We start from the raw sequence: 26,268 nt of genomic DNA on the forward strand, positions 1-26,268 counted from the left end.
GGCTCAGGGTGCCGCCAGCCCCGGTGCCGTTGCATCAGCCGCGAGGGGTCGGCTTCTTGGCGCCCTTGAGCGCGGTCAGCGAGCCGCCCAGCTTGGCGCACTCGCCCTTGGCGACATATTTCCAGGCATTGCCCTGATAATCGACGGTCGAAGTGCCGGCGCACGAGGTGCCCGGGCCGGCGGCGCAGTCGTTCTTGCCCTTTAGCGAGACGCCGTAGCACTTTTCCTTTTCGCCGGCTGCGGCAGCAGGGGTTGCTGCGATGGTGGCAGCGGCCAGAACGGCAGCAGCTGCTGCGCCCAGAGTGATGATCGAGTTCGACATGGCAAGTTCCTTCAAGAGAATAAGGGTTGGCAAGTTGGACAGCGCGGCTGTCTAGCCTGTCTGTCAGTGCGATCTTTCGTGCGAGCCTGGGCGCAGGTTACCGCGATCGCGCTCTTCCCGCAAAAAATTTCCTGCGTGAATCGCTTGACCCTTCGAACACGAGCGCTATCTAGCGCCTCGTTAGCACTCACCCCAGCCGAGTGCTAATCGCGAGAGCGGGCGCAACACCCTGTGCCAGCCGCGAAGGGGGTTTCACTAATTTCAGTGACGCAAGGAAAGGCTTAACGCATGACATTTCGTCCGTTGCACGACCGGGTTCTGGTGCGCCGCATCGAAGCCGAAGAAAAGACCGCTGGCGGGATCATTATCCCCGACGCCGCCAAGGAAAAGCCGTCGGAAGGCGAAGTGATCGCCGTCGGCGAAGGCACCCGTGACGAAGCCGGCAACCGCATCGCGCTCGACGTCAAGGTCGGCGACAAGATCCTGTTCGGCAAGTGGTCGGGCACCGAAGTGAAGATCAACGGCGAAGACCGGATCATCATGAAGGAAAGCGACATTCTGGGCATTCTGGGCTGATTTTTTTCGCCCCTGACCCACCGATCCAATTCGACAAGAAGGAACATTTCTCATGGCAGCTAAAGACGTAAAGTTTGGCCGCGACGCACGCGAACGCATCCTGCGCGGCGTGGATATCTTGGCAGATGCCGTCAAGGTGACCCTGGGCCCCAAGGGCCGCAACGTCGTCATCGACAAGAGCTTCGGCGCTCCCCGCATCACCAAGGACGGCGTCAGCGTCGCCAAGGAAATCGAACTGAAGGACAAGTTCGAGAACATGGGCGCGCAGATGGTCAAGGAAGTCGCTTCCAAGACCAACGACATTGCCGGTGACGGCACCACCACCGCGACCGTTCTGGCCCAGGCGATCGTGCGCGAAGGCATGAAGTCGGTTGCCGCTGGCATGAACCCGATGGACCTGAAGCGGGGCATCGACCTCGCTGTCACCAAGGTCGTCGAGAACCTGAAGAGCCGCTCGAAGGACGTCGCCGGTTCGAACGAGATCGCCCAAGTCGGCATCATCTCGGCCAATGGCGACCGTGAAGTCGGCGAGAAGATCGCCGAAGCCATGGAGCGCGTCGGCAAGGAAGGCGTGATCACCGTCGAGGAAGCCAAGGGCCTCGAGTTCGAACTTGATGTCGTCGAAGGCATGCAGTTCGATCGCGGCTATCTGTCGCCGTACTTCATCACCAACCCCGACAAGATGACCGTGGAACTGGATAACCCCTATATCCTGATCCACGAGAAGAAGCTGTCGAACCTGCAGGCGATGCTTCCGATCCTGGAAGCCGTCGTCCAGACCGGCCGTCCGCTGCTGATCATCGCCGAAGACATCGAAGGCGAAGCGCTGGCCACCCTGGTGGTGAACAAGCTCCGCGGTGGCCTGAAGGTCGCGGCCGTAAAGGCTCCGGGCTTCGGTGATCGTCGCAAGGCGATGCTGGAAGACATCGCGATCCTGTCGAAGGGCGAGATGATCAGCGAAGACCTGGGCATCAAGCTCGAGAACGTCACGCTCGGCATGCTCGGCCAGGCCAAGCGCGTCTCGATCGACAAGGACAACACCACCATCGTCGATGGCGCCGGTGAAGCCGATGCGATCAAGGCTCGCGTCGAAGCGATCCGCACCCAGATCGACAACACCACCAGCGATTACGACCGCGAGAAGCTCCAGGAGCGTCTGGCCAAGCTCGCTGGCGGCGTTGCCGTGATCAAGGTTGGCGGTGCTTCGGAAGTTGAAGTGAAGGAAAAGAAGGACCGCGTCGACGATGCGCTGCACGCAACCCGCGCAGCCGTCGAAGAAGGCATCGTCCCCGGCGGTGGTACGGCGCTTCTGTACGCCACCTCGGCGCTCGAAGGCCTGACCGGCGAGAACGACGACCAGACCCGCGGTATCGACATCATCCGCAAGGCGCTGTTCGCCCCCGTCCGTCAGATCGCGCAGAACGCCGGTCACGACGGTGCTGTGGTCTCGGGCAAGCTGCTCGACGGCAACGATCCGACGCTGGGCTTCAACGCCGCGACCGACACCTATGAAAACCTCGTCGCCGCTGGCGTTATCGACCCGACCAAGGTCGTGCGCGCTGCGCTGCAGGATGCTGCCTCGGTCGCTGGTCTGCTGATCACCACCGAAGCCGCGATCTGCGACGCTCCGGAAGACAAGGCAGCTGGCGGCGGCATGGGCGGTATGCCCGGCGGCATGGGCGGCATGGGCGGCATGGATTTCTGATCCACACCGCCTGGCCACAAGCCAGAGCAAGAAACGGGGCCGGAGGGGAAACCTTCCGGCCCTTTTTCTTTGGATCAGGCCGTGGCGTTCAGGGCTGCTTGCATCTCGGCAGCGCGGACATCGTAAAAGCGCTGGCGCATCATCGCGACGATCGGTTCGGGACTGGTCGCAGGCGTACCGCCGACAAAGGGCGGCGCGGGGTCATATTCGAAATTGAGCTGCAGCGAGCGGGCGACATCTTCGCCGTGCAGTTCTGCAATGATCGTCAGCGCGAAATCGATGCCTGAGGTCACGCCGCCTGCGGTCACGACATTGCCGTCGAACACCGTCCGCGCGTCCTTATACACGGCACCGACCATCGGAAGCAGGGCGGTATAGCCCCAATGCGTCGTCGCCCGCCTGCCCTGGAGCAGCCCGGCGCGGCCGAGGATGAAGGCGCCGGTGCATACGCTGGTCACCCATTGCGCCTCTGCTGCCTGGTTGCGGACGAAATCGATCAGCCGCGCATCGCTGAGCGCTGGGGCGACGCCCAGCCCGCCGGGGACACAGAGCAAGTCGGCCTGCGGGCAATCCGCAAATGTCGTGGTGGGAACGATCGCAAAGCCGACATCGGTCATGACCGGATCGAGCGTCGCAGCGGCCACATGAACCTGCGCCCCGGGCATACGGCAGAGAAACTGCGCTGGCCCGGTGAAATCGAGCTGGGTGATCTGGTCAAAGATCGCGAACACGACATGGAAGGGGGTTTGGGTCACAGGACATTCCTTTCATCTTGGAAGAATGCCCAGGCGCGCGACAACACACAATCGCCCGCTCCCCGATGGTGACCCATCTGATGCGCCAGTTGCGGGCGAGCGCAGGATAACCGCTGTTCACTGCGCCGCCAAGCGGCCTTTCGTATCAGCGCTCGAATGGATATACTGGTCCAATGGCAACCAGTCCCAGACCAGGCCTCATTACGGCAGCCCAGTTTCTCGAGATCGACTTCGGTCCCGACATCAAGGCTGAACTCGACAATGGCGTGATCCGGGTCGTGCGGAACATGGCAGGCGGGTCCTACCGAAACTCGCGTATCCAGATGAATATCGGTGGGATCTTGTGGACTGCGCTCAAGGGTTCGAAATGCCATGTACACGGGTCGGACATGGCCATCCTCATCGACGATTATTCCGTCCGATATCCCGACCTCAGCGTGTTTTGCGGCAAGCAGGATGAAGCGTTCGACGAAATCAAGGCGGCGAATGACCCTGTGATGATTGTCGAAATCCTCTCGCCGTCTACCGCATTGCTCGATCAAGGGCTCAAGCTGGATGAATATCGCACCATCCCGAGCGTCAAGGCCGTGCTTCTTGTTGATCCAAAAGCGGAATGCGTGCGCGTGTTGTCGCGGACTGGTCCCAATGCTTGGACCGACGAAATGCATGGAGACGACGAGGCTATCTCGATTGCGGGTCTTAACATTGAAATTCCTTTGACCGACATCTTCACCCGCTGAAAAACCACTGGCGGCTCGGTCTATATTATGTCACTATATGTGACATAATATGCGGGAGGGGTATATGCGCCGCGTCGTCCTCGGACTGTTGGTCATCATGATGATAATCGCCGGCCTCGCCTGGCTTTCGCGTGACAGGCTGGGCGAGATCGTGTTCGAGCGCGCGGTCAAGGCGAGCTATGGCGCAGACGCTACGCGCGGACTGCCCGATGGGCTCCATGTGATCCTGTGCGGCACCGGCTCCCCCCTGCCCGACCCGCAACGTTCCGGACCTTGCACGCTGGTGCTGGCGGGCAAGCAGCTGTTCCTGGTCGATGCCGGTGCAGGCGCGGGGCGACGGATAGGGCAGATTGGGATACCGCCCGGCAAGATTGATGCGACGCTGCTCACGCATTTCCATTCCGATCATATCGACGGGCTGGGCGAGGTGCTGATGCTGCGTTGGGCTGGCAGCGGACGGAAGGCGCAGATGCCGATCTATGGCCCGAAAGGCGTCGACAAGGTAGTCGGCGGTTTCGACACCGCCTATACCGCTGATTACGGCTATCGCATTGCGCATCACGGCGCCGACATCATGCCGCGCAGCGGTGCGGGCGGGCAAGCGGTGACAGTTCCCGCGTCGGTCAGGCCGGTGCCGATCTACAATCGCGGCGGCGTGAAGATCAGCGCGTTTCAGGTAAAGCACGATCCGGTAGAGCCCGCGCTGGGCTATCGCTTCGATTACAAGGGACGCTCGGTCGTGATCAGCGGCGATACTGCGCCCACGGCGACTGTTTCAAGCGCGTGCAGCGGGTGCGACGTTCTGGTGCACGAAGTGCTCAACTCGGCAATGGTCGGCAAGATTGCGCAAGCGGCAGCCGATCATGGCGACAGACGCATTGCCAAGATCATGTCCGACATTCCCGGCTATCACAGCTCGCCGGTTGCAGTGGCCACGATCGCTCGCAAGGGCAAAGCGCAGATGCTGGTCTTCACCCATATCGTGCCGCGCATGCCATCGAGACTGCTCCACCCCTATTTCCTGCGCGGTGTTGCCCAGGCCTTTTCTGGCCCCGTGGTGATGGGCGAGGATGGAAATCGGATCAGCCTGCCCGCCGGTAGCGACCGGATCGAACAGGCTGATCTGTTGTAAGCTGAAAGGGTCGGATTACTGAGCTTCCTGCTCGGCTTCGGCCTTGGCTTCGTCCCATTCCTTCTCGATCTTGTCGCCTGCCTTGTCGGCTTCGGCATCCAGATCCTTTGCGGCCTTGTCGACACCGGCTTCGACATCGTCGGCAGCATTCTCGATGACTTCACCTGCCGCGTTGGCATTGGCTTCGATGTCATCGCCAGCAGCTTCGGCGGCAGCATCGGCCTTCTGTTCGGTTTCGGCCGAGCAGGCTGCAAGTCCGAGCGCGAGGGCGCTGACGCTGGCAATGGCTAGATTTCGCATGGGATAGCTCCTTCAATAGGGTGCCCGATACGGCACCTTCCCCGACCCGCTTACGCGCCACGACATGGGCGGTTCCAAAATCGCATGACCCTGCGCACCGCCGCTGCTATCGCTGCCGCCATGGCACAGCAGAACCATCTCTATCTCGTCGACGGCTCCTCGTACATCTTCCGCGCCTATCACCGGCTCCCGCCGCTGACCAATCCGGAAGGCACGCCCGTGGGCGCGGTTTATGGCTACACGACCATGCTGTGGAAGCTGGCCGACGATCTGCACAAGGCCGATGGGCCGACGCATATGGCGGTGATTCTCGACAAGAGCTCGCAGAGTTTCCGCAACGAACTCTACGACCAGTACAAGGCGCACCGGCCCGAGCCGCCAGAGGATCTGCGCCCGCAATTCCCGCTGATCCGCGATGCGACCCGCGCCTTTTCCATGCCCTGCATCGAGGAGGACAATGTCGAGGCCGACGACATCATCGCGAGCTATGCCAAGGACGCGCTCGCCAAGGGCTGGAAGGTCACCATCGTCAGCTCCGACAAGGACCTGATGCAGCTGATCCAGCCGGGGCTCGACATGCTCGACACGATGAAGAACGCGCGGCTGGGCCCCGAGGCGGTGATGGAGAAATTCGGTGTCACCCCCGAGCAGCTAGGCGACGTGCTCGCGTTGATGGGCGATGCGGTGGACAACGTGCCGGGCATTCGCGGCATCGGCCCCAAGACGGCCTCGAAACTGATCGTCGAGCATGGCGATCTGGAAAGCGTGCTCGCCGCCGCGCCATCGATGAAGTCCTCCAAGATGCGCGACAGCCTGATCGAGCAGGCCGATATGGCGCGGCTGAGCAAGGTGCTGGTGACGCTGAAGGATGATTGCCCGCTGCCCAACGAACTCGATGATTTCCTGCTCAAGGACATTCCGCCCGAGCCGCTCGCCGCATTCCTCACCAAGCACGGCTTTACCAGCCTGCTGCGCAAGCTTGGCGCCAGCGGCCCGGCGGATGCGGCCCCTGTCCCCTCCGACGCTGCGAACGATGCTCCGCGCAGCGACAATGCCATCCCGCAGCAGCCGCTTGCGATGCCCGCGATCAACCTGGACGATTATGTCTGCGTGCAGGACCTCGACACGCTCGATGCCTGGATCGCCAGAGCGCGCGCTGTCGGCATGGTCGCGGTCGACACCGAAACGGATTCGCTCGATTCGATGCAGGCAGCTTTGGTCGGCGTGAGCCTGGCGGTCGCTCCGGGCGAGGCCTGCTACATCCCGCTCGGCCATGGCAGCAACGACATGTTTGCCGAAAAGCCGCAGCAGATCGCGCTCGACGAGGCGATCGCCCGGCTCAAGCCGCTGCTCGAGGACGACGCCGTGCTCAAGATCGGCCAAAACCTGAAATACGATCTCAATGTGCTCGCGCGCCATGGCGTGCATGTCTCGCCGATCGACGACACGATGGTGATGAGCTTCAACCTCGATGCAGGGCACGAATTCGGCAGCGGCGGCCACGGCATGGACGCGCTCGCCGAACGGCATCTGGGGCACACGTGCATCAGCTTCAAGTCGCTCACCGGCACGGGCAAGAAGCAGATCGGCTTCAACGAGGTGCCGCTGGCTGATGCCACCCGCTACGCCGCCGAAGATGCCGATGTCACGCTGCGGCTGTGGCATGTGCTGCGCCCGCGTTTGCCGGTCGAAGGCGCAACGCGCATCTACCAGAATGTCGACCGCCCGCTGATCCCCGTCGTCGCCGGGATGGAGCGCCACGGCATCAAGGTCGATCGCGAACAGCTCGCGGCGCTGAGCCAGGATTTCGCCACGCGCATGACCGCGCTGGAAAGCGAGATCCACGAGCTTGCGGGCCAGAGTTTCGCCATCGGCAGCCCCAAGCAGCTCGGGGAAATCCTGTTCGACAAGCTTGGCCTCAAGGGCGGCAAGAAGGGCAAGACCGGCGCCTATTCGACCGACGTCACCGTGCTTGAAAAGCTCGCGGGCGAAGGATCGGAAATCTCGCGCAAGGTGCTCGACTGGCGCCAGTTGTCGAAGCTCAAGTCGACCTATACCGATGCGCTGCAGGAACAGATCAACCCGAACACGGGCCGGGTGCACACCAGCTACAGCCTGGTCGGCGCGCAGACCGGGCGCTTATCCTCGACCGAACCGAACCTGCAGAACATCCCGATCCGCACCGAGATCGGCCGCCAGATCCGTCATTCCTTTGTTGCCGAGCCCGGCAATGTCATCCTTGCGGCCGACTATAGCCAGATCGAACTTCGGCTCGCCGCGCACATGGCCGATGTAGAGACGCTGCGCGATGCCTTTGCCAAGGGTGAAGACATCCACAACCGCACCGCGCAGGAGCTGTTCGGTGAGGTCAACCGCGACACGCGCGGCCGCGCCAAGACGATCAACTTCGCGATCCTCTATGGCATCTCGCGCTGGGGCCTGGCCGGGCGGCTAGAGGTCAGCGCGGACGAGGCACAGGCGATGATCGATACCTATTTCCAGCGCTTTCCTGGCATCAACCGCTATATCGCCGAGACGCTGGAAAGCACGCGCGAATGCGGCTTCACCGAAACGCTGTTCGGCCGCAAGACGCACTTCCCGCGCATCACCTCGAAGAACCAGGCAGAGCGCCAGGGCAGCGAGCGCGCGGCGATCAACGCACCAATCCAGGGCACCAGCGCCGACATCATCAAGCGCGCGATGGTGCGCATGGGCCCCGCGCTCGAAGCCGCTGGCCTTGGTCACGTCCGCATGCTGCTGCAGGTGCATGACGAGCTGGTGTTTGAACTGCCCGAAGGCGATGTGGAGGCAGCCTCCGCCGTGATCCGATCGGTCATGGAAAATGCGGCGGAACCGGCCGTCACGCTCAGCGTACCCTTGGGCGTAGAGATCGGCACCGGGCCGAGTTGGGGGACCGCGCACTGATGATCGATACTGTGCGGCAGACCATCGTTCCGCAGACCCCGGACCTCGACGTCACCGCCTTTGCCGATCCGATGTTCACCTCGGTGATCGGACAGTTCCTGCTCGACAATTACAAGCTCTGGTTGCTCGGGATCGGGCTCGTGGTGTTGCTGGTCGCGTGGCTGCCGCTGCTGCTCAAGAAATTGCCGCTATCCTTGCCGATCATCTTTGTCGGTATGGGCATGGCGATCTTCGCCTGGACGCCGCTCGCGCAATTCTCGCCGCATCCGGTCGAATCGCCGGTGCTGATCGAAAAGGCGAGCGAGTTCATCGTCATCATTTCGCTCATGGGGGCGGGGCTGAAAATCGGCAGGCCGCTGAGCTGGCGCGGGTGGAACCTGACCATCCGGCTGCTCGCCATCGTCATGCCGCTGACCATCCTGTTCATCGCCCTGTCTGGGCTGTGGATTCTCGGGCTGCCCCTGGCCTCTACGCTGCTGCTGGGTGCCTGTCTGGCGCCCACCGATCCGGTACTGGCCTCCGACGTTCAGATCGAGCGGCCCGATAGTGAAGACAGCGACGAGGCCCGTTTTGCGCTCACCTCGGAAGCCGGGCTGAACGATGCGCTCGCCTTTCCGTTCGTACACCTTGCCCTTGCCGCGAGTGCCGCTTCGCTGACTGGAGGCGTGCTCGCCGAATGGCTGTGGCACGATGTCGCCTGGCGTCTGGGCGTCGGCGCGCTGGTGGGCACGTTCGGCGGCTGGCTGCTTGGCCAGATCATCTATCGCCTGCCCCAGGACACCCGCCTGTCGCGGACCGGCGACGGCTTTATCGCATTGGGCGCCACGCTCGCCATCTATGCGCTCACCGAGTTCGCGCATGGTTACGGGTTTCTGGCCGTGTTCATCGCCGGTCTGATCCTGCGGCGTTCGGCCGAGGGAGACGAGTTCAACAGCGAGCTTCACGATTTTGCCGACGAAACCGAGCGGTTGGTGATGATGGTGCTGCTGGTGTTGTTCGGCGGGATGCTGACCGGCGGCGAATTGCTGAGCGATATCGGCTGGACCAATGTGCTCGTGGCAGCCCTGGTGCTCCTGGTGATCCGTCCTGTGATCGGCTATCTCGGGCTGATTGGAGTTGACCGGCCTCCGCTGGAAAAGTTCGTCATCGCCTTTTTCGGCATACGGGGGCTGGGTTCGGTCTATTATCTCGCCTTCGGCCTTAACCATGGCGATTTTCCGATGCAGCACACCCTATGGGAAACCCTGGGGCTGATCGTGCTCGGATCGATCCTGCTGCACGGCCTGACGGTGACGCCGATCATGCGCCATCTGACCAAGCGCATCTACGGCAAAGACGACTGAGACCGCCTATTCGCGCGACATGGCCTGCGGATAGCTGCCCAGGATGCGCACCCATTTGCTGTGATAGCCGAGCACTTCGAGCGCGCGATCGACTGCGGGGTGGCCGGGCATTCCCTCGATATCGGCATAAAATTCCGCTGCGGCGAAGCTGCCGTCGCGGATATAGCTTTCCAGCTTGGTCATGTTGATGCCGTTGGTGGCGAAGCCCGAGAGCGCCATGAACAACGCGGCGGGAATGTTCTTCACCTCGAAGATGAAGGTCGTCATCACCTTGGCGACATCGGGCATCGGATCGTCGCGATGCGCAGCCAGCACGACGAAGCGCGTCATGTTGTGTGCGGCGTCCTCGATGCCTTCGTCGACCACCTTGAGGCCGAACACGTCTCCCGCCAGCCGCGAGGCGACCGCGCACAGTCCCGGTTCGCTCGATTCGGCGACAAAGGCCGCCGCACCTGCGGTATCGGGATAATTGACCGGCTCGATCCCGCGCGCGCGCAAATAGTGCCGCGTCTGGCCCAGCGCCTGCGGATGGCTGACCGCCGAATGATAGGGTCCGTCGTCCTTGGCGAGCAGGCAGTGACGCACCGGCAGGAAATATTCGGCAACGATGGTGAGGCCGCTTTCGGGCAGCAGGAAATGAATGTCCGCGACCCGCCCGTGCTGCGAGTTCTCGATCGGGATGATCGCGCGCGCGGCGCGGCCGTCCTTCACCGCATCCATTGCGTCCTGGAACGAGAAGCACGGCAGCGGGTGCCAGTCGGGAGCAAAGGCCCGCGCGGCAATGTGTGAATAGGCGCCCGGCGCGCCCTGATAGGCAATCGACCGCTCCGGTTCGGCAGAGGCGATTCGGGCCATGTCCTCGACCATCTGGCGGGCGATCTCAGGGTAGCTTTGCATGGGCACGGCGCATAGGCAGGCCCAGCAGTAACGACAAGGCGAAATCGCGCGTGTCGGGGCTTGCAGTGCGAACGGACCATGATTAGAGGGGGCGGCTGACCGGCCCTGTTGCGACGCGGCAACGGGGTCTTTCAACAGGGCGAAAAGGCCGGTGATCGATCGCTGGTCTTATCGGATGACGACCTTTCAGGGCGCCGTGGCCGCATGGCGTCGCTATCAAAGATGAGGCAACAGGGCATGCAGGACAGCAAAAACACGATTGCAGGTTGGGTTCTTGCGGGGGGCATTTGTGCCCTTGGCCTGTCGATCGTCAGCGGCAAGGTGTTCCATGCCGACAAGCCGGAGCGTCCCGAAAAGCTGGGCTATGTCATCGAAGGCGTCGTTTCTTCCGAAGGCGAAGGCGGTGCGGCTGAAGTTCCGATCGAAACCCTGCTCGCCAGCGCCGACCCTGCCAAGGGCGAGAAGGTCTTCGCCAAGTGCTCGTCGTGCCATTCGATCAACAGCGGTGGTGCCAACGGCATCGGTCCCAATCTTTACGGCGTTCTCGGCAAGCCGCACGCTTCGGTGGCGGGCTTTGCCTATTCGGACGCGCTGAAGAGCAAGTCGGGCCCCTGGACCTTCCAGGAAATGAACAAGTGGCTCACCTCGCCCAAAGCCTATGCCGACGGCACCAAGATGAGCTTTGCGGGCCTCGGCAAGGCTGAAGACCGCGCCAACCTGATGGCGTGGATGAACACCCAGTCGGGCAGCCCGCTGCCGCTGCCGGCAGCCCCCGCTGCCGAAGCTGCTCCGGCAGCTGAAGGCGCAGCATCGACCGAAGATCCGGCTGCAGAAGCCGCTGCCGACGATGCCGCCGCAGCCGGTGCGGTCGCTGCCCCGACCGGCGGCTGATAACTCCGCAGTTCATTGCAAATCCTGAAGGGGCCCTGCCAGCGATGGCGGGGCCTTTTTCATTCCCCGTCGAGCTTGAGCAGCCGCTCCTCGATCCGGATGGTGTGCATCGCCATGCGAATCTCGAGCACGAACAGCACCAGCCCCGAGATCAGGAACGCCATCGCCAGGATGAAACCGCCAGCGACGATCTGCCCGAAGCGATAGCCGGTGAGCGACAGCACGAAGATCGACGCGATCACCACGCCGACCGTGATCGCGCTCAATGTCCCCATCAGGATCGCCTTGTTGACGATATCCGCGCGCCGATCGAGGATCCGCAGCTCGTTGACCACGCGGACATGCGCCTCGCCATGGGTGCGATGAAATTCCGCCATCTGGACCCGTTCGCGGTCGACAACGCGGGCAAGGCGATTGGCGAACATCTGCAGGATATTGCCCGTCGCCAGCAGCAGGAAGGCCGGGGCCATGGCGATCTGGATCAGCTTGCCGATCTGCCCGATATCAAAATCCGCCATGAACATGCTGGCCCGCCCTCCCTTCGCGAAGCGCGACTATAGCCGGGTGACGCCGCCCATCAATCGCTTATCCCGGCGGCTGAGGCTGGACAGGAGATGCGGCGGCGTCATGCTGGCGGTGCTGCAGCGTCGCGGGGTGCATGTGTAACCCATTGACCTCGGCGCTGCAGCGTGCACAGTCCGCAGCGCATGTTACAGCTTTCCTCCGCACTCCCTGCCGCATCCCGAATCGGCCGCCGCATATGACCAGGACAGAGACGATGTCAGGCGGGTTCGATCCCAGTGCTTTCGAAGGCATATTGGGCAAGCTCGGCCATGGTGGGCATCTCGGCATGCGCTATCGCGCGCATGGCACTGGCTGGGTAGAGATGGAGCTGCCCTATTCCGAAAGGCTGATCGGCGATGTGCAAAGCGGCGTGATCGCGTCGGGCCCGATCATCAGCCTGATGGACAATGCCACCAGCCTGTCGGTCTGGACCGCGATCGGCGAATTCCGCCCGCAGGTGACGCTCGATCTGCGCGTCGACTATATGCGCCCCGCCACGCCGGGCAAGTCCGTGATCGGACGCGGCGAATGCTACAAGGTCACGCGGTCGATGGCGTTCGTGCGGGGCATCGCGCATGATGGCGATCCCGATGATCCGGTCGCGCATGTTGCGGGCACGTTCATCCGCGTCGAAAATTTTCTGGGCTGAGCGATGAGCACCGATCCCGATATGAACGCGATCCTCGGCTTCATGCCGCCTTTTGCAGAGACGATGGGCATTACCGTCGATCACCTCCACAAGGGCCTGCCGGTGATGGCGTTCGATTATGGTCCCCAGGTCATGGGACGGCCCGGTTTTCTGCACGGCGGCGCAATGAGCGGGCTGATGGAGATCGCCGCGATCGCCGCGCTGCGCGTCACGGTGGCGGCGGAAGAACCCGCAGTGCGGATCAAGCCGGTCAACATAACGATCAATTTCATGCGCGGCGGGCGCGAGGCGCGGACATATGCGCTGGGCGAGGTCACCCGGATCGGGCGGCGTGTCGCCAATGTCGAGGCCAAGGCCTGGCAGGACGATCCCGCCAAGCCGATCGCCACGATCTTCATGAATTTCCTGCTGTCGTCGCCCAAACCAGCCTGACGACCACGCCGGGCTCCTCAGAGTCGCCATCATCGACGCGCATCGCCGCATCGGCGCGCGCACGCGACAGAATGGCCCTCGGCATATCGGCAGGGTGCAGCACCAGATCGGCGCTTCCGAGCAGGCGTACCTGGCGCAGCGTCAGATCGTCGGGATCGGGCGAGGCAATGCCGAGGGTATAGACGCCAGAGGCGACGCCTTGGCCGCCATGTTCGATCCACTGCTCTACGGCATCGTCGCTCTGATCGGTCAGCGGATCGAGCGCGCCGCCCGGTGCCAGCGCCGCATCGATCGCGCGTCTGCGGTCCGGTCCTCCGGGCCAGCGCTGGCGGATGGCGTCACGGGCGGCATCGAGCGCCTTGGCAAGTTCGCCCAGCCTCGCAGGCAGCATTGCTTCCAGACGCTGACGCAGCGCCTTGGCGAGCCCCGCCGACGCGCCGCCGGTGCCGATCGCAATCAGCACCGGATCACGGTCGATGATCGCGGGCGTGGTAAAATCGCACAATCCAGGGCGATCGACGGCGTTCACGAGCAAGCCGCGCGCCTTTAGCCTAGCGACGGCGTCAACCGCTTCGGCCTCATCCTCCAGCGCGACGATGGCTATGCGGGCATCACGATCGTGCTCGCCGACGCACAGCCCCCCTGCCCGTTCGATCAGCCGCCTTTTGGCATCCGCCATCTCGCCACCGCCCAGCAGGATGACCGGCATCCCGCGCAGGTTCACGAAGATGGGGAGCTGGTTCACAGCCAGTCAGGCACGGTCTCTGCCGCCATGATCTCGGCAGGGCTGATCCGGTTGGCGACGACGGCAAAGCGGTCGCCATCGACCAGCACCTCGGCGACAATGCCGCGGCTGTTATAGCTGCTAGCCATGGTCGCGCCATAGGCTCCGGCGGTGCGGAAGATTGCCAGATCGCCGTCGCTGACGGTGTCGATGTCGCGACCCATCGCAAAGGTATCGCCGCTCTCGCACACCGGCCCCACGATATTCGCCATCATCCGGGTGCCATCGGGGCGCACGGCCTCGAAATCGTGCCACGCGTCGTAGAGCGCGGGCCGGGCGAGGTCGTTCATCGCAGCATCGACGACCACGAACGGATCGCGAATGCCGGGCTTGATACGGATCACGCGGGTGAGCAGCACGCCGGCATTTCCAGCAATCACCCGGCCCGGTTCGAACTGGATAACCGCATCCCAGTCGCGCGTCACACGGGCAACGAGCGCGCCATAATCGGCGGGCGATGGCGGTTCGGTCGCGGCTTGATAAGGCACGCCCAGGCCCCCGCCCAGATCGACATGGGTGATCGTATGCCCCTGGCTCCGCAGTTGCGCAACCAGCTCGCCGATCTTGCCGAACGCGGCTTCGAGCGGATCGAGGCTGAGCAACTGGCTGCCGATATGCACCGCCACGCCGCGCAGCGCGATGCCGGGGAGCTGCGACAGCCGCTGGTAGATACCGGGCCCGACATGCAGGCCGACGCCGAACTTGTTATCTGCCTTGCCGGTCGAGATCTTGGCATGCGTGCCGGCATCGACATCGGGATTGATGCGCAGCGTCGCTTGCGCGGTCAGCCCCATCGCGGCGGCGACTGCCGCCAGCATGCGGCCTTCCTCTTCGGATTCGATGTTGAACTGGCCGATACCCTCGGCCAACGCATGGCGCATCTCGGTCTCGGTCTTGCCGACGCCCGAGAACACGATGTCATGCGCAGCGATGCCAGCGGCCAGCGCGCGGTCGAGCTCGCCTGCAGAAACGACGTCCGCCCCATAGCCGCGCCCTGCGAGCACCTTGAGCACCGCAAGGTTGGGATTGGATTTTACCGCGAACGCCAGATGCTTGCGCGGCACTCCTGCCAGGCCTTCGCGGAACACGTCGGCATGGCGCTCGAGCGTGGCGCGCGAATAGACATAGACCGGGGTACCGACTTCCTCGGCAATGCGCGCGAGCGGAACGCGTTCGGCAAACAGCTCGCCGTCTACCAGTGCGAAATGATCCATGAGGGAGGCGGTCCTATTTATTCGGGGGGAAGATCGAACGGATCGTCGACCCGCGCTTCGGACTTGCGGCGCAGTTCGACATTGCGCTCGGGCCGCGCCTGGGTGCTCGCCTCGAGCAACTCGTTGGGTCCGGCGGCACCGACCGCGCCATAGGCGGGGGGCACGGGTTTCGTGCCCTCGACTGCGGTCAGCTTTTGCCGACTGCCGCAGCTGGGGAGCGCGACCAAGGCGGCAATGGCGGTACCGGTAATCAGAATCGAGCTACGCGGCATCATGCTTCTCCCGCCAGCGCGGCACGGGCGCGGGCCACCTGATGCCTTACCTGATCGGGCGCAGTGCCGCCATAGCTGTTGCGGCTTGCGACCGAGGCATCGACCGACAGCGCGGGGTATACGGCCTCCGTAATGCGCGGGTCGATCGCCTGGAGTTCGTCCAGCGCCAGCGCATCGAGCGCGACACCCTTGCCCTCGGCCAGCTTGACCACCGCACCCGTAATGTGATGCGCCTCGCGGAACGGGATGCCGGCCTGGCGCACCAGCCAGTCGGCAAGGTCGGTCGCGGTGGCAAAGCCGCGCTCGGTCGCCTTGCGCATTGCGGCGGTATCGAAGCCGGTCTCGGCAACCATGCCGGTCATCGCGGCGAGGCTGAGCATCAGCAGGCCCTCGCATTCGAACACCGGTGGCTTGTCGTCCTGCATGTCCTTGGAATAGGCGAGCGGCAGGCCCTTCATCGTCACCATCAGCGCAGTCTGGCAGCCGATGATCCGCCCGGCATGGCCGCGCACCAGCTCGGCCGCATCGGGGTTGCGCTTCTGCGGCATGATCGACGATCCGGTCGAGAAGCTGTCGGGCAGCTTGACGAAGCCATAAGGCTGGCTCGCCCAGATGATGAACTCCTCGGCCAGGCGCGACAGGTGCAGCGCGCATTGCGCGGCGGCATTCAGATAATCGAGCGCGAAATCGCGATCGGACACCGCATCGAGCGAATTGGCGGTAGGCCTCGCAAAGCCAAGCGCCGTGGCGGTGGCGTCGCGGTCGATCGGAAAACCGGTCCCGGCGAGCGCCGCCGAACCCAGCGGACACTGGTTCATCCGCGCGCGGGCACTGGCGAAGCGGTCGCGGTCGCGCGCGAACATCTCGTAATAGGCGAGCAGATGGTGGCCCAGGGTCACCGGCTGGGCGATCTGCAAATGGGTGAAGCCCGGCATGATCGCGTCGCAATGCTGTTCGGCGCGGTCGACCAGAGCGGTCTGCAGGGCTTTCAGCGCGGCATCGGCGGCATCGCAGGCATCGCGCACCCACAGGCGGAAATCGGTCGCGACCTGGTCATTGCGCGAACGCGCGGTGTGCAGCCGCCCGGCTGCGGGCCCGATCAGCTCGGACAGCCGCGCTTCGACATGCATGTGAATGTCTTCGAGCGCCCAGTCCTCGGCGACACCATTGGCGGCATATTCCTCCGCGATCTGCTTGAGGCCTTGCGTGATCGCCTCGGCATCTTCGGCGGGAATGATGCCCTGCGCGCCCAGCATCGCGACATGCGCCAGCGACCCGTCAATATCCTGCCGCCACAGCGCCTTGTCGAACGGGATCGAAGCATTTATGGCCCGCATCACGTCGGATGGCCCGGCGGCGAAGCGTCCGCCCCACATGCTGTTGGAGTTGTTTCCCATGCCTATCGTCCATCTTTCGCGCCGCAGCCTCTGGCCGGTGCTGGCCCTGGCCGCGCTGACAATCGGCGGCTGCGATAGGCAATCGCCCGCCGGGGAGCAACCCGCAGGCGCGGAAAAAACCGCAGAAAAGGCCGGGGCCGATGTGCCGCTCTCGGGCACGCTCGATATCTCGCAGCGGGGCAAGGCCGCGCCCGACGTCAGCTTCAAGGCTCCCGACGGCAAGACGGTCACGCTCGCCGCGTTCAAGGGTAAGCCGGTGCTAGTCAATCTCTGGGCGACCTGGTGCGGCCCGTGCGTGGTGGAGATGCCGACACTGGATGCCCTGGCGGCACGCGAGAAGGACCGGCTGGTCGTGCTGACCGTGTCGCAGGACATGCAGAATCTGGACAAGATCGCGCCGTTCTTTGCCGAAAAGGGCTTCAAGAACCTGCAGCCCTATACCGATCAGGAAAACAATCTGGGCTTTAGCTATCAGACCGGCGTGATGCCGACGACGGTGCTGTATGATGCGCAAGGCAAGGAAGTCTGGCGGATGATCGGCGGGATGGACTGGAACGGCACCCGCGCATCGGCGCTTATGGAAGAGACGCTCGCCGCCAAGGGCTGAGCGTCAGCAATTACATCAATATCGGAGCAATTACCCGGCATCGCTTGCGCGGTGCCTCTCGCTTGGCGCGGGTCGGCGCGGTCGCAACGCGCTTCTTGCCGATGCATTCTTCTTGCGCGGGCGCGGTGCGATCAAGGTTGACGAACGAGACAGGCAGCAGCGGCAGGGTGCTGCCTATAATGACTGTCAGGATCAGATGGCTCGGCATGCGCACGTTCATGTGCTGAACAGCCTGACCAGTAGCTGAACGAAACCTGCTAGCGATGATTTTGTAAATTCGCGTTGCATTGGCGCAACATATTGCGGGACCATGGTGGGCGATGACAGGCTCGAACTGCCGACCCTCTCGGTGTAAACGAGATGCTCTACCAACTGAGCTAATCGCCCATGGTCGCTGGCAAGGCGCGTCCCCTGCCATTTTTGTTTCCGGCTGGCAAGAGGCTTGGCGCTTTCCAATCTGCCAACCGCCCGCTATCGGCGCGGAACGGACAGCGGGTCCGACCTATTGGAGAATCACTTATGCGCCCATCCGGCCGCGCCCCCGACGAAATGCGGACCATCAGCATCGAAACCGGCTTTACCAAGCATGCCGAAGGCAGCTGCCTGATCGGTTTCGGCGATACCCGCGTGCTGGTGACTGCAAGCATCGAGGAGCGCCTTCCGCCCTGGCTCAAGGGCAAGGGCGAAGGCTGGGTGACGGCGGAATATTCGATGCTGCCGCGCGCGACGCACACGCGCGGCCAGCGCGAGGCGGCCAAGGGCAAGCAGTCGGGCCGTACGCAGGAAATCCAGCGGCTTATCGGGCGTTCCTTGCGCGCGGTCGTCGATCTCAAGAAGCTCGGCGAGCGTCAGATCACGGTCGATTGCGACGTCATCCAGGCCGATGGTGGCACGCGCACCGCGTCGATCTCGGGCGCGTGGGTGGCGCTGCGCCTCGCAGTCAACGGACTGATGGCGCAGGGGCTGATCAAGGAAGACCCGATCACTGCCAAGGTCGCTGCGATCAGCTGCGGCATCCACCAGGGCACGCCGGTGCTCGACCTCGACTATATCGAGGATTCGAATGCCGATGCCGATGCCAATTTCGTGCTGATCGAGGGCGGCAATATCGCCGAAGCGCAGGCGACCGCCGAGGGCGCGCCCTATGATGAGGAAGCGCTGTTGCGCCTGCTGCGCCTCGCCCGCATGGGCTGCGCGCAGATTTTCGAAGCGCAGGGCAAGGCGGTCGGTTGACGTCATGGCGGCACGCAGGCTCGAACCCGGCAGGCTGGTGATCGCCAGCCATAACCAGGGCAAGGTGCGCGAGATTCGCGCGCTGCTCGAACCGTTCGGCATCGAGCCCGTCTCGGCGGGCGATCTCGGCCTGCCCGAGCCCGAAGAGACCGGTACGACCTTCGCCGAGAACGCGCTGCTCAAGGCGCATGCCTCGGCCAAGGGGGCCAATTGCGTCGCACTCGCCGATGACAGCGGTCTGTGCGTCGCGGCGCTGGACGGCGCGCCCGGCGTCTACACCGCCGACTGGGCGGAACGTCAATGGTTCGAAGGCGCACCGGGGCGCGACTGGTATATGGCCATGGGCAAGGTCGAGGGGCGGCTGTGCGAACTCGGCCCCGATGTCGATCGCAGCGCCTATTTCATCTGCACCCTGGCGCTCGCCTGGCCTGATGGTCATGCTGAAGTGTTCGAAGGCCGTGTCAGCGGATCGCTGACCTGGCCACCGCGCGGCAAGCTCGGTTTCGGCTACGATCCGGTGTTCGTCGCCGACGGGTTCGAGCAGACCTTCGCGGAACTGGACCCCGAGCACAAGCACGCGATCAGCCATCGCGCCGATGCCTTTGCCAAGCTGGTCAAGGCCTGTCTTGAGCGCTGAACCCGTGACTGCGTCTCCGGTGGCGGATGACCGGGCGGAGCCGCTGGCGCTCTATATCCACTGGCCGTTCTGCGTCTCCAAATGCCCCTATTGCGATTTCAACAGCCATGTCCGCGAGAGCGTCGACATCGCTGAATGGCAGGCGGCCCTGCTCGCCGATCTCGCGCATGAAGCCGCGCTGCTGCCGGGTCGCAGGCTCGGCTCGATCTTCTTCGGTGGCGGCACGCCGTCGCTGATGCCGCCCGCCTTGGTCGAGGCGCTGATCGAGGCGGCCACCGGCCATTGGCCCGCCAGCCAGGACATCGAGATCACGCTCGAAGCCAACCCCTCTTCGGTCGAGGCCGCGCGCTTTGTCGATCTCGCGCGCGCGGGGGTCAACCGCGTGTCGCTCGGCCTGCAGGCGCTCGACGATGCGACGCTCGGCTTTCTCGGACGTGCGCATGGCGTCGAGGAGGGAGTACGCGCGCTCGCTACCGCGCAGCAGCATTTCGGCCGCGTCTCGTTCGACCTGATCTATGCCCGGCCCGGCCAGACGCTCAGCCAATGGGAGGCCGAGCTGCGCCGCGCGCTCAGCTTCGGCACCGGGCATCTCTCGCTCTACCAGCTGACCATTGAGCCCGGCACGCGCTTCGAGACGCTGGTGCGGCGCGGCGAGCTCATTCCCGCCGATGACGACCATTGCGCCGACTTGTTCGAACTGACCCGCAGCCTGACCAGCGCGCACGGCCTGCTCGCCTATGAGATCAGCAACCACGCCCGCCCCGGCGAACAGAGCCGCCACAATCTCACCTATTGGCGCTATGGCGATTATGCCGGGATCGGTCCCGGCGCGCACGGGCGGCGCGGTAGCCTTGCGACCGAGCGGCACCGCAAGCCGGAAAACTATCTCGGCGCGATTGCGCGCAACGGCCATGGCCTGTCGGTCGAACGCCCGCTGGACGCGGAGACGCGCGCGATGGAAGCGCTGCTGATGGGCCTGCGCCTGGCAGAAGGTGTCGATCTGGCCCGGATCGCCGCGCTATCGGGCGTGGAAGAGGCTGCGCTGATCGACCGGGCGGCTGCCGAAAAGCTGGCGGCGCTGGGCCTGGTGCACATGACCGACTCGCATCTGACCGTGACCGAGCAAGGCATGCCGCTGCTCGATGCCCTGCTCGCTGAACTGGTTGCGATTGAGCCGCCGCAAGCGCTCTGATAGCCTGACAGCATGACCGCGAACCCGCCCCCGCACCTGCTCGAGCGCTGGCGGTCGCACCTTACCGACAATCGCCGCCGTTCGCTGCACACCGTGCGCGCCTATGTCGCCACCGCCGAGCGGCTGGTCGATTTTCTGGGCGATCATTGGGGTGAGGCTGCGACCGACCGCCGCCTTGCCAGCGCGACTCCGGCGGACCTGCGCGCCTTCCTGGCGTCAAGACGCGGCGATGGCCTGAGCAACCGCAGCACCGCACGCGAACTGTCGGCGATCCGCGCCTTCCTCGCCTTTGCTGCGTCCGAAGCTGGTAGTGAGGTTGCACCTCCCCGCCTCAAGGGGCCAAGGCTCAAGCGTTCGCTCCCTCGCCCGATCGCGCCCGATGACATCATGGCGCTGGGCGACAGCATGGCGGCGCGCGACGCTCCGGCCTGGGTGCAGGCGCGCGACTGGGCGGTGCTGCTGCTGCTCTATGGTGCGGGCTTGCGCATCAGTGAGGCTACGGGACTGAAGGCCGAGATTTTGCCGGTCGGCGAGACGCTGCGCATCATCGGCAAGGGCAACAAGCCGCGCGTCGTACCGGTGCTGCCGCAGCTTCGCGAGGCGATTGCGCATTATGCCGCGCTGGTTCCCTTTGGGCTGGAGCGCGACCAGCCGCTGTTCCGGGGTACGCGCGGCGGGCCGCTTTCCCCGGCTTTGGTCCGCCGCGCGATGATGAATGCGCGCCGCCTCCTCGGACTGCCTGAGGATGCGACGCCGCACGCCCTGCGCCACAGCTTTGCGACGCATCTGCTCGCGGGCGGCGCGGACCTGCGCTCGCTGCAGGAATTGCTCGGCCACGCGAGCCTTTCATCGACCCAGATCTACACCCAGGTCGATGCCGCGCATCTGCTCGACGTGTACGAGAACGCGCATCCGCGTGCCTGATCGCGCTCAGTCCTGCTGGACGGGATCGGGATGCGGCCGCCAGAAGATCACGCGGATCACATAGACCAGCACGATGATACCGATCACTGCGGTCGACGCCGGGCCGGTATATTTGTCGATTTCCTCGAACCGTGCGCCCAGCTGATAGCCAATGCTTGCGAACACGACGTTCCACACGCCCGCACCCGCGAAGGTCCAGACGAGGAACTTGGTGCGGCTCATCTCGAAAATCCCCGCGGGCAGCGAGATCAGCGTGCGCACCGTCGGGATCATGCGCGCGAAGAACATGGTCGCGCCGCCATAGCGGTGAAACAGCGTGGTAAATCGATCAATCTCATACCGATCGAGCGTGAACCAGCGGCCCCAGCGCGCGACAAAATGATCCAGCCGCTTGAGCCCGAACGCGCGGCCGATGGCATACCAGAAATAATTGCCGGCGACCGATCCGATGGTGCCTGCGAAGATCACCAGCCACAAGTTCATGTTGCCCTTGCCCGCCTCGATGCCGGCCAGGCCCATGATCACCTCGGAAGGGATCGGCGGAAACACGTTTTCCAGCGCCATCAGGAACGCGACGCCCCAATATCCGCCGCGCGCGACCAGATCGATGACGAAATCGCTCATGCCTTGTTCTCCAGCCGCGCCTCGATCGCGTCCCAGATCATGCCCGCAACATCGCTGTTGTTGAACGCGCTGATCGCAACGATGCCGGTCGGCGAGGTGACGTTGATCTCGGTCAGCCAATGGCCCCCGATCACATCGATACCCACGAACAGCAGCCCGCGTTCCTTAAGCTCGGGCCCCATGGCGTCGCAGATCTCCTGCTCGCGTGTCGTCAGCTCCGCCGCCTCGGCATAGCCGCCGACCGCGAGGTTGGAGCGGAATTCGCCCTCGCCCGGCTTGCGGTTGATCGCGCCGGCGACCTTGCCATCGACCAGCACGATGCGCTTGTCGCCCTGTGCGACTTCGGGAAGGAAGGGCTGAACCATGAACGGCTCGCGCCAGATCTGGCCGAACAGCTCGACCAGGGCGGAAAGGTTCGCGCCATCCTCGCCGATCAGGAACACCGCCTTGCCGCCATTGCCGTGCAGCGGCTTGACCACGATCGCGCCGTGCTTCGCCTGGAAGCGCTTCACCTCGTCGAGCGATCGGGTGATCAGCGTCGGCGGCATGAAGCGCTCGAAATCGAGCACATAGACCTTTTCGGGCGCATTGCGCACCGATGCGGGGTCGTTGACCACGAGGGTGCGGCCCTTCAGGCGCTCGAGAATGTGCGTCGCGGTGATATAGCCGACATCGAAGGGAGGATCCTGCCGCATCAGCACGACATCGACATCCTCGCCGAGATCGAGCCGCACCGGATCGCCGAAGCTGTAATGATCGCCCGGAACGTTGCGCACCGTCACCGGATGCGCGTGGCACGTGATCTGGCCCGCCTCGTAGCTGAGCGTCGCGACGTCATAATGATAGAGCGTGTAGCCGCGCGCCTGTGCCGCCAGCATCAGCGCGAAGCTGCTGTCACCCTTGATGTTGATGCCGGGCATCGGGTCCATCTGCACCGCGATTTTCATGGGGGAAAAGCCTTTGTTCGAACCAGAAAGAGGGGCAGCGGCGGTCAGTCACCCTGCCAGACGTGCGTCAGATGGCGCGGCAAGCGCCCCGGCGCAAGCAGGATCACGTCGATGCGTGCATCCTGGCCGTCGCGCACGAAGCGCGGCATCAGCGCCTCGGCGGCGGCAGCGACGCGGCGCAGGCGGTGATGATCGATCGCCTCGTCGAGCTCGCGCAGGCTCTGGCGGTGCTTGACCTCGACAAAGGCGACGATGCGCCCGCGCCGCGCCACCAGATCGACCTCGCCAAAGGGGGTGCGCACGCGATGGGCCAGGATGCGCCAGCCCTTGAGCCGCAGCCACCAGGCCGCGAGCGTCTCGGCGCGCCGTCCCGCCGCCTCGGCCTGCTTGCGCCGCGCTTCAGCCATCGCGCTCGGCCATGATCCGCGCATAGAGCGCCTTGCGATCGAGCCCGAAGCGCTTTGCGACCTCGCCTGCGGCCTTGCCCGGGGGCATGGTGGCGAGCGCTTGCGCCAGCGCGGCTTCGACTTCATCCTCGTCTGCCTCGCCTTCGTCCTCCAGTGGCGGGCCGACGACGATCACGATCTCGCCCTTGGGCGCTGCATCGGCATAGCTTTCGGCCAGCTCGGCAAGCGTACCGGTGCGGGTTTCCTCGAATTTCTTGCTGATCTCGCGCACCACCGCCGCCTCGCGGTTGCCGAGCCCGGCTTGCAGCGCCGCCAGGCACGCCGCCAGCCGCTTGGCGCTTTCATAAAAGACCAGGGTCGCCGGGATCGCCGCCAGTGCGGCAATCTCGCGATCGCGCGCGCCGGCCTTGTTGGGCAGGAAGCCATGAAAGTAAAATCTGTCGGTAGGCAGTCCCGCCAGGGTCAGTGCGACGATCACCGCCGATGGCCCTGGCACCGAATGGATCGCCACCCCTGCCGCGCGTGCCTCGCGCACCAGCTTGTAGCCAGGATCGGAGATCAGCGGCGTGCCCGCATCGCTGACCAGCGCGACAGGCCCTTGTAATGCCGCGGAAATCAGCCGCTCGCGATCCGATGCGCGGGCATGGTCGTCATACCGTATGAGAGGGCGCTTGAAGCCGAGATGATGGAGCAGCCCGCCCGTGACCCGGCTGTCCTCGCAGGCGATCAGATCGGCCTGTTCCAGCACCCGCCGGGCGCGGTCCGAGAGATCACCAAGGTTGCCGATTGGGGTCGCAACGATATACAGGCCGGGTTCGGGATCATGAATCACGCGGATGTTCATGGACCGGCAGGGCGGGAGCGACAAGCAGTGAAACAGTTTTATCGCAAATGGCAGGCCATTCTCATGCTGGTGCTGGGGTCGATGGCTTTGGCGGCGTGCCAGACGATGGTACCCAAGACCGCCCCGCCGCCGACGCCCAGCCAGCAGCCGGACAAGCCTGTGACCAAGCCCGATGACGGCAAGATCACCGGCGTGCTGCCGACCGACGAAACACGTCACCGTATCGCGCTGCTGCTGCCGCTGTCGGGCAAGGACGCCGCGGTCGGCAAGTCGATCGCCAATGCCACGACGCTCGCGCTGATGGACACCAAGGCCAGCAACATCCGCATCACCAGCTATGACACCGCGCTCGGTGCGCAGGCCGCCGCGCAGCGCGCGATCGCCGATGGCAACCGCCTGATCCTCGGCCCGCTGCTGGGCGACGACGTCGTCGCCATCGCCGCCGCCGCCAATGCCGCGCGCGTGCCGATCATCAGCTATTCGAACGATGTCGGCATCGCTGGCAACAACGTCTTCGTCATGGGCTATGTGCCCGCCCAGTCGATCGACCGCGTGGTGCGCCATGCCCGGTCGCAGGGCATCACCCGCTTTGCCGCGCTCGTCCCCGCCGGCACCTATGGCCAGCGCGCCTCGTCCGCCATGCTCGCCTCGGTCAAGGCTGCGGGCGGCACGGTCGTGTCGATGCAGAGCTATGGCGCGGGCAATGCCGCGATTACCGCTGCGCTGAAGAAGATGCAGGGCGACACCGCCTATGAAGCGATCCTGATCGCCGATAGCGGCGCGGCCGCGATCCGCATCGTACCGCTGATCCGCGCCAATGGCGGGACCGATGCGCGCATCCTGGGTACGGAATTGTGGAACACCGAACGCGCCCTGCCCTCGTCGGCCGCGATGCGCGGCGCGTGGTTCGCCAGCGTCTCGGACGGCCTTTACCGCCAATATGCCGCGAAATACCGCGCGCAATTCGGCACCGATCCCTTCCGCCTCTCGACCCTGGGCTATGATAGCGTGCTGCTCACCACCCGCATCGCCCGCGATTGGAAGCCCGGCACCCCCTTCCCGATGGACCGCCTGCGCGACGAAGGCGGCTTTATCGGCCTGGACGGCGCGTTCCGCTTCAACCGTGCGGGTGTTGCGGAGCGTCTGCTCGAAGTGCAGCAGGTGGGCGCGGGCACGCTGACGGTAGCATCGCCTGCACCGAAGAGCTTTGCAGATTGATTAGCTATCGTAACCCCAGTTCCATCGCAAATTCGGCGGCTCCCAATATGGTGGTACGTTGGTGGCGGCGCAGGACAAGTAAGTCGTCCTTGTCCCCTGTTACCAGCCGATCGGCAGCCCCTGCCTCACATAGAGCCAGAAGAAAATCGTCCCGGGCGTCGCGGGAGCGTTGAACCGGGGGAAGCCGGACGGGAATTTCGGCAAGCGAGGTTATGCGGTTAAGCAAGCGTCCTGCCTCATGGGGTTTGACCAGTGCTTTGATCTTTTCGCGTCTGCTTACCTCGCGGAACTCGGCAAACTGAAGTGCATGACTGACCAGTGTGTATCGATTATCAATCCATGCTTGGATCAATATCGCTGGAATGCCATTGGGTGAAATGACGCCGCTGAGCAGGACGTTCGTGTCCAGCACCACGCGCATGCCCTAGCTGCGCTGATCCGGCCAAAAATTCGCACGGACGTCCCGCATCTCGTTTTCAATCACCTGCTCGACATCGGCTGCGCGCAGATGAGCGTTGCGTGCATGGATGTCGTTGATCATTTCTCGCAAAACCTGACGGTTCACCGCATCTTCGACAAAGCGTGACAGGTCTCCGCGCTTCGCACCCTTACCAGCCAGCCATTTGCGCAGAGCGCTATCTGTGTCGCTCGAAACCGACAGATTCCAGCGTACGGCTTCTTCCGGCAATGCGTTGGAGCGCTTGGTCATGGCATCATCCATACACCAAGAGCAAAGA

The 26,268-nt window shown here is 64.2% G+C and carries 31 protein-coding genes, 1 tRNA gene and 1 riboswitch; of the genes, 15 read left to right on the forward strand and 17 right to left on the reverse strand.

Translation table 11 applies throughout. The features are described from left to right. Window positions 1–34: 34 nt before the first annotated feature. Window positions 35–322, reverse strand: a complete 288-nt coding sequence (locus tag OPU69_RS06570; protein WP_060976941.1) for a BufA1 family periplasmic bufferin-type metallophore — start codon at window positions 320–322, stop codon at window positions 35–37. A 288-nt stretch (window positions 323–610) separates the two neighbouring features. On the opposite strand from OPU69_RS06570, the gene groES reads away from it, so the two are divergent. Then, on the forward strand, window positions 611–898 hold the full coding sequence (gene groES / locus OPU69_RS06575) for a co-chaperone GroES (protein WP_031317559.1): 288 nt from the start codon (window positions 611–613) through the stop codon (window positions 896–898). A 52-nt stretch (window positions 899–950) separates the two neighbouring features. Next, window positions 951–2,603 (forward strand): chaperonin GroEL, encoded by a 1,653-nt coding sequence (groL, locus tag OPU69_RS06580; protein WP_060976940.1) that lies wholly within the window; start codon window positions 951–953, stop codon window positions 2,601–2,603. Between the two features lie 74 nt (window positions 2,604–2,677). Here the strand turns inward: groL and OPU69_RS06585 are convergent, their stop codons facing one another. Further along, a complete protein-coding gene (locus OPU69_RS06585; RefSeq protein WP_060976939.1) occupies window positions 2,678–3,358 on the reverse strand; it encodes a DJ-1/PfpI family protein in 681 nt (226 codons plus the stop codon). 20 nt (window positions 3,359–3,378) lie between these two features. Beyond that, window positions 3,379–3,461, reverse strand: a riboswitch (ZMP/ZTP riboswitch). Between the two features lie 70 nt (window positions 3,462–3,531). Between OPU69_RS06585 and OPU69_RS06590 the strand changes: the two genes are divergently transcribed. Together OPU69_RS06590 and OPU69_RS06595 are read left to right on the forward strand one after the other, a co-directional pair. Further along, the gene (locus OPU69_RS06590; protein WP_498509923.1) at window positions 3,532–4,098 is read left to right on the forward strand and encodes a Uma2 family endonuclease; all 567 of its coding nucleotides are present in this window, start codon (window positions 3,532–3,534) and stop codon (window positions 4,096–4,098) included. Window positions 4,099–4,162: 64 nt separating this feature from the next. After that, window positions 4,163–5,230: an MBL fold metallo-hydrolase gene (locus OPU69_RS06595; protein ID WP_498509925.1), complete on the forward strand. Its 1,068-nt coding sequence runs from the start codon at window positions 4,163–4,165 to the stop codon at window positions 5,228–5,230. A 15-nt stretch (window positions 5,231–5,245) separates the two neighbouring features. On the opposite strand, the gene OPU69_RS06600 is transcribed toward OPU69_RS06595, so the two are convergent. Then, the gene (locus OPU69_RS06600; protein ID WP_060976936.1) at window positions 5,246–5,530 is read right to left on the reverse strand and encodes a hypothetical protein; all 285 of its coding nucleotides are present in this window, start codon (window positions 5,528–5,530) and stop codon (window positions 5,246–5,248) included. Window positions 5,531–5,650: 120 nt separating this feature from the next. On the opposite strand from OPU69_RS06600, the gene polA reads away from it, so the two are divergent. Next, a complete protein-coding gene (gene polA, locus OPU69_RS06605; RefSeq protein ID WP_498510199.1) occupies window positions 5,651–8,455 on the forward strand; it encodes a DNA polymerase I in 2,805 nt (934 codons plus the stop codon). Continuing rightward, window positions 8,455–9,798 (forward strand): cation:proton antiporter, encoded by a 1,344-nt coding sequence (locus OPU69_RS06610; RefSeq protein ID WP_082730704.1) that lies wholly within the window; start codon window positions 8,455–8,457, stop codon window positions 9,796–9,798. Before polA ends, OPU69_RS06610 begins: the two co-directional genes overlap by 1 nt. A 6-nt stretch (window positions 9,799–9,804) precedes the next feature. Here the strand turns inward: OPU69_RS06610 and OPU69_RS06615 are convergent, their stop codons facing one another. Then, window positions 9,805–10,695: a prephenate dehydratase gene (locus OPU69_RS06615; protein ID WP_060976935.1), complete on the reverse strand. Its 891-nt coding sequence runs from the start codon at window positions 10,693–10,695 to the stop codon at window positions 9,805–9,807. Window positions 10,696–10,932: 237 nt separating this feature from the next. Here OPU69_RS06615 and OPU69_RS06620 point away from each other — a divergent pair, with 237 nt between their 5' ends. Continuing rightward, window positions 10,933–11,586 carry a c-type cytochrome gene (locus OPU69_RS06620; RefSeq protein ID WP_060976975.1) on the forward strand — a complete coding sequence of 218 codons (654 nt, stop codon included), beginning with the start codon at window positions 10,933–10,935 and terminating at the stop codon, window positions 11,584–11,586. A 59-nt stretch (window positions 11,587–11,645) separates the two neighbouring features. Here OPU69_RS06620 and OPU69_RS06625 read toward each other — a convergent pair whose 3' ends face one another. Beyond that, window positions 11,646–12,104 carry a DUF2721 domain-containing protein gene (locus tag OPU69_RS06625; RefSeq protein ID WP_498509928.1) on the reverse strand — a complete coding sequence of 153 codons (459 nt, stop codon included), beginning with the start codon at window positions 12,102–12,104 and terminating at the stop codon, window positions 11,646–11,648. 260 nt (window positions 12,105–12,364) lie between these two features. Here OPU69_RS06625 and OPU69_RS06630 point away from each other — a divergent pair, with 260 nt between their 5' ends. Further along, the gene (locus OPU69_RS06630; RefSeq protein ID WP_060976934.1) at window positions 12,365–12,799 is read left to right on the forward strand and encodes a PaaI family thioesterase; all 435 of its coding nucleotides are present in this window, start codon (window positions 12,365–12,367) and stop codon (window positions 12,797–12,799) included. Between the two features lie 3 nt (window positions 12,800–12,802). Next, window positions 12,803–13,231 (forward strand): PaaI family thioesterase, encoded by a 429-nt coding sequence (locus tag OPU69_RS06635; RefSeq protein WP_498509930.1) that lies wholly within the window; start codon window positions 12,803–12,805, stop codon window positions 13,229–13,231. Here OPU69_RS06635 and OPU69_RS06640 read toward each other — a convergent pair. The 4 genes from OPU69_RS06640 to argH are packed head-to-tail and all read right to left on the reverse strand — an operon-like array spanning window position 13,194 to window position 16,877. Beyond that, window positions 13,194–13,976 carry a precorrin-2 dehydrogenase/sirohydrochlorin ferrochelatase family protein gene (locus OPU69_RS06640; RefSeq protein WP_498509932.1) on the reverse strand — a complete coding sequence of 261 codons (783 nt, stop codon included), beginning with the start codon at window positions 13,974–13,976 and terminating at the stop codon, window positions 13,194–13,196. The two genes, OPU69_RS06635 and OPU69_RS06640, sit on opposite strands and share 38 nt — an antisense overlap. Further along, window positions 13,973–15,229, reverse strand: a complete 1,257-nt coding sequence (gene lysA, locus OPU69_RS06645; protein WP_498509934.1) for a diaminopimelate decarboxylase — start codon at window positions 15,227–15,229, stop codon at window positions 13,973–13,975. The genes OPU69_RS06640 and lysA overlap by 4 nt, the downstream gene beginning before the upstream one ends. 17 nt (window positions 15,230–15,246) lie before the next feature. After that, on the reverse strand, window positions 15,247–15,504 hold the full coding sequence (locus tag OPU69_RS06650; RefSeq protein ID WP_498509936.1) for a hypothetical protein: 258 nt from the start codon (window positions 15,502–15,504) through the stop codon (window positions 15,247–15,249). Further along, entirely contained in the window at window positions 15,501–16,877 is a 1,377-nt protein-coding gene (gene argH, locus OPU69_RS06655; RefSeq protein WP_498510200.1) for an argininosuccinate lyase, read from the reverse strand. The genes OPU69_RS06650 and argH overlap by 4 nt, the downstream gene beginning before the upstream one ends. A gap of 19 nt (window positions 16,878–16,896) precedes the next feature. On the opposite strand from argH, the gene OPU69_RS06660 reads away from it, so the two are divergent. Beyond that, the gene (locus tag OPU69_RS06660; protein WP_498509938.1) at window positions 16,897–17,505 is read left to right on the forward strand and encodes a TlpA family protein disulfide reductase; all 609 of its coding nucleotides are present in this window, start codon (window positions 16,897–16,899) and stop codon (window positions 17,503–17,505) included. A 10-nt stretch (window positions 17,506–17,515) separates the two neighbouring features. Here OPU69_RS06660 and OPU69_RS06665 read toward each other — a convergent pair whose 3' ends face one another. Together OPU69_RS06665 and OPU69_RS06670 are read right to left on the reverse strand one after the other, a co-directional pair. Next, the gene (locus OPU69_RS06665; RefSeq protein ID WP_498509940.1) at window positions 17,516–17,725 is read right to left on the reverse strand and encodes a hypothetical protein; all 210 of its coding nucleotides are present in this window, start codon (window positions 17,723–17,725) and stop codon (window positions 17,516–17,518) included. A gap of 91 nt (window positions 17,726–17,816) precedes the next feature. Next, window positions 17,817–17,892, reverse strand: a tRNA-Val gene (locus tag OPU69_RS06670). A 132-nt stretch (window positions 17,893–18,024) separates the two neighbouring features. Here OPU69_RS06670 and rph point away from each other — a divergent pair. From rph to OPU69_RS06690, 4 genes are read left to right on the forward strand one after another with little or no spacing between them, the layout of a single operon-like run. Beyond that, window positions 18,025–18,738 (forward strand): ribonuclease PH, encoded by a 714-nt coding sequence (gene rph, locus OPU69_RS06675; protein WP_060976928.1) that lies wholly within the window; start codon window positions 18,025–18,027, stop codon window positions 18,736–18,738. 4 nt (window positions 18,739–18,742) lie between these two features. Continuing rightward, window positions 18,743–19,375, forward strand: a complete 633-nt coding sequence (gene rdgB / locus OPU69_RS06680; RefSeq protein WP_498509942.1) for an RdgB/HAM1 family non-canonical purine NTP pyrophosphatase — start codon at window positions 18,743–18,745, stop codon at window positions 19,373–19,375. After that, the gene (gene hemW, locus OPU69_RS06685) at window positions 19,365–20,567 is read left to right on the forward strand and encodes a radical SAM family heme chaperone HemW (protein WP_498509944.1); all 1,203 of its coding nucleotides are present in this window, start codon (window positions 19,365–19,367) and stop codon (window positions 20,565–20,567) included. Before rdgB ends, hemW begins: the two co-directional genes overlap by 11 nt. Window positions 20,568–20,579: 12 nt before the next feature. Continuing rightward, on the forward strand, window positions 20,580–21,491 hold the full coding sequence (locus tag OPU69_RS06690) for a tyrosine recombinase XerC (protein ID WP_498509946.1): 912 nt from the start codon (window positions 20,580–20,582) through the stop codon (window positions 21,489–21,491). Between the two features lie 6 nt (window positions 21,492–21,497). Here OPU69_RS06690 and OPU69_RS06695 read toward each other — a convergent pair whose 3' ends face one another. From OPU69_RS06695 to rsmI, 4 genes are read right to left on the reverse strand one after another with little or no spacing between them, the layout of a single operon-like run. Beyond that, entirely contained in the window at window positions 21,498–22,115 is a 618-nt protein-coding gene (locus OPU69_RS06695; RefSeq protein ID WP_060976924.1) for a DedA family protein, read from the reverse strand. Continuing rightward, complete coding sequence (gshB, locus tag OPU69_RS06700) at window positions 22,112–23,062, reverse strand: glutathione synthase (RefSeq protein ID WP_060976923.1); 951 nt, start codon at window positions 23,060–23,062, stop codon at window positions 22,112–22,114. Before gshB ends, OPU69_RS06695 begins: the two co-directional genes overlap by 4 nt. Window positions 23,063–23,106: 44 nt before the next feature. After that, window positions 23,107–23,469 carry a YraN family protein gene (locus OPU69_RS06705; RefSeq protein ID WP_060976922.1) on the reverse strand — a complete coding sequence of 121 codons (363 nt, stop codon included), beginning with the start codon at window positions 23,467–23,469 and terminating at the stop codon, window positions 23,107–23,109. After that, on the reverse strand, window positions 23,462–24,313 hold the full coding sequence (gene rsmI, locus OPU69_RS06710; RefSeq protein ID WP_498509949.1) for a 16S rRNA (cytidine(1402)-2'-O)-methyltransferase: 852 nt from the start codon (window positions 24,311–24,313) through the stop codon (window positions 23,462–23,464). The genes OPU69_RS06705 and rsmI overlap by 8 nt, the downstream gene beginning before the upstream one ends. Before the next feature lie 27 nt (window positions 24,314–24,340). Between rsmI and OPU69_RS06715 the strand changes: the two genes are divergently transcribed. Beyond that, window positions 24,341–25,531 carry a penicillin-binding protein activator gene (locus OPU69_RS06715; RefSeq protein WP_060976921.1) on the forward strand — a complete coding sequence of 397 codons (1,191 nt, stop codon included), beginning with the start codon at window positions 24,341–24,343 and terminating at the stop codon, window positions 25,529–25,531. 4 nt (window positions 25,532–25,535) lie between these two features. On the opposite strand, the gene OPU69_RS06720 is transcribed toward OPU69_RS06715, so the two are convergent. Then, the gene (locus OPU69_RS06720; RefSeq protein ID WP_060976920.1) at window positions 25,536–25,952 is read right to left on the reverse strand and encodes a putative toxin-antitoxin system toxin component, PIN family; all 417 of its coding nucleotides are present in this window, start codon (window positions 25,950–25,952) and stop codon (window positions 25,536–25,538) included. 3 nt (window positions 25,953–25,955) lie between these two features. Further along, the gene (locus OPU69_RS06725) at window positions 25,956–26,240 is read right to left on the reverse strand and encodes a ribbon-helix-helix domain-containing protein (protein WP_067511881.1); all 285 of its coding nucleotides are present in this window, start codon (window positions 26,238–26,240) and stop codon (window positions 25,956–25,958) included. Between the last annotated feature and the right edge of the window lie 28 nt (window positions 26,241–26,268).

The sequence above is a fragment of the Blastomonas sp. 34TW genome (genome assembly GCF_059803595.1).